Raw genomic sequence first — 2,427 nt, 5'->3', positions numbered from 1 at the left:
TGAATAGCCATCACCGAATGCACCATTGAAGTCTGGCCTAAAATGAAGCCCCAGAGCATCGTACGCATCGGAGATTGTCCGGATGAAGCCCGACCAATCTGATTGGCGCACACGTTTGATTGGCAAGGGGCCGTCCTTGCCGTGAAATTCGCCGCTGAAATCCAGATCGCATTCCAGTCGACGGAAGTAGGGCAGCACGTCTTCCCAACCCCAGCCCGTGGCACCGCTTGAAACCCACTCATCGTAGTCCCCGGGGCCACCGCGGTTGGCGACTTGAGCATTGATGCTGGATCCGCCGCCCATGACACGGGCCTGCTCGTAATGAACAGGCTTGCGGCCATCGCGCACCATTGTCGCGTGAAGCGCCTGCCATCGATAGTCAGGATTAAGGTAAGCACGCGTTGGATCGCCATCCTGGATGTCGTCAGGAATGGCATTCGGCGGCGTATCCGGGCCAGCTTCAATGAGCAGCACGCGAGCGCCATTGGCGGAGAGCCTGCTCGCCGTCACGCATCCGGAGGAACCGCCACCGACGACAATGTAGTCGAAAACCACGCAACCTCGCAAATGTCTGAGTCGGGCAAAATCTAGCAACGGCGAGCGAGCAAAAACGCGCCATTATCTTACAAGAACGCAGGAAATCAGCGCATTCTTACGAGATTCGCATTATGGCGGCTCCCCACTAGGGGCGGAAGGTCTTCAAACATGACCCTGCCAGCAGTCCATCAGGGCTGAAGGCATGCCGGAGCATCGTGACTTAAGTGGCCAAAGCGCATCGCGACTGAGGGGGACAAAACCTATCGCGAGATACATCAGAATGCAGCCCGTAGGTCCCTGCTTTTGCAGCATCGCGCTGACGGGGCCGCTGGGCCCTTCAGCGCCGCCCACAGAAGGAGCCCGCAAGGAGCAGAAGATGCTTCGCCTTGCGCTCAATCGCCGTTCTATAGGTACGAAAATTCCCGTCCCAATCATGGCCGGCGGGCAAGGCGGCTGACCCTTGCGCCAGTCATTGATGAATCGGATCACCAGTTGTTGAATGCGCGTAAGATTGCGCTTGCTATACATCGATTGGAACCGCCAAGGACACCTTCGTGCGATCCATCACAATCATCGTGCTGTAATTTCTAACAGCCGGGCTATCAAAGAAGAAACGCCTCGAGAAGGAGTCATACTCTGCCAAGTCACGCACCGAGAGAAGGAGAACGAAATCGGCGTTACCGGTGACTGCATACGCGCTCATTACCTCAGGCGCCTTCTGTAGAGACTGCTTGAAGCGATCGATGACGTCGGAACGATAGCGCTCAATATCGACCAAGACCAGCATCATCAGGGACCGGCCCACCGCCTCAGGCGACACGATTGCAACATCAGCCTCAATCACGCCAGCTTGTCGCAACTGCTTCAATCGCCGCTGACAGGCGGTGGGCGATATACCGGCCAGTTGACCCAATTCTTCCGTTGTTTGGCGATTGTTGCGCTGAACAGCGCTTAAGATTTTCAGATCAATCCGATCCAATTCCATGGTCAATCTCCGGAATAGCTGTAATTTGCGCAGGAAAACTGCGCTAGGCACCCCACTGTAGCTTCAACCCCGCGCAGACGGAAGCCCAAACGATCGGGCCAGGCATGGGCACAAATAATGTCGGGTATCATCGCTAGCTATCGTCCTCGACCTCAGTTCGAAAGTCGGGAACTGAATGCCGGGGGCAAAACCAATCAATGAGGTGCGGATGCGCCTCACGCGACGGGTCCCATCCAAGGAGTTGGCGAGCCCGGCAGATAGCCGTTGGCCGAAGAGATGCTGTCCACCATCGCCCAACTGACAATGGCAGCCGACGGCCGAACGCCGAGGCCTTGGGCCCAGTTCGGCCCGGGAAACGTCTCGAAACATAAACGCGAGCCAGCTGAAACGATGCTGATGGGGGAAGACCTCTACGGGCTTTCCGCGCCTCAGTTTCCATTCGTTAGCTCGCCCTGCCAAGAGCCCCATCTGTGTATGGAGAATCGAGCGCTTAGGTTCGCCTGCCACGGTTGATGCATCCAATGCAACCGTCTTGAGGTGGTTGGGAAAAATCGTCATCGTGATCAAACAAACTGCCGGCCTCCTGCGGACCTGCCAGCAATTTCGCATAATTGCTGCATCCCGCCGGTCAGAATTTGCGCAAGGCGCCCAATCTAGCGCGCTATTGTCTCACAATGGCACCTACACGCCACTATCATAAAGACGAAGAGGCCTGGCTTTGCAGGCTTCAGATTGAGGAGTTCGCCTATGAACAAGCAATTCGCACTCGAAAATGATGCAGGCCTCGCGGTATTCAATCGCCTGGAGTCTGAGGTGCGCAGCTACGTCCGAGCCTTCCCGGCCCTATTCGATCGCGGAGTCGGGACCACTCTCATCGCTGCAGACGGTCGGGAATATCTCGACTT

The 2,427-nt window shown here is 56.6% G+C and carries 2 protein-coding genes; both read right to left on the bottom strand.

Features of this window, described 5'->3' with window-relative positions:
• On the bottom strand, nt 1-555 hold a 555-nt coding region (locus tag AC0L2A_RS35970; RefSeq protein WP_473612924.1), incomplete at its 3' end, for a GMC family oxidoreductase N-terminal domain-containing protein.
• A gap of 502 nt (nt 556-1,057) precedes the next feature.
• On the bottom strand, nt 1,058-1,522 hold the full coding sequence (locus AC0L2A_RS35965) for an Lrp/AsnC family transcriptional regulator (RefSeq protein ID WP_019863379.1): 465 nt from the start codon (nt 1,520-1,522) through the stop codon (nt 1,058-1,060).
• Nucleotides 1,523-2,427 lie beyond the last annotated feature (905 nt).

The sequence above is a fragment of the Mesorhizobium sp. WSM4844 genome (assembly GCF_055811775.1).
The sequence above is the reverse complement of the archived record's forward strand: the minus strand, read 5'-3'. Positions and strand labels throughout refer to the sequence as shown.

Bases quoted from the DNA above. Each gene is read 5' to 3' on its own strand.
- AC0L2A_RS35965 (WP_019863379.1), bottom strand. From the start codon at position 1,522: ATGGAATTGGATCGGATTGATCTGAAAATCTTAAGCGCTGTTCAGCGC.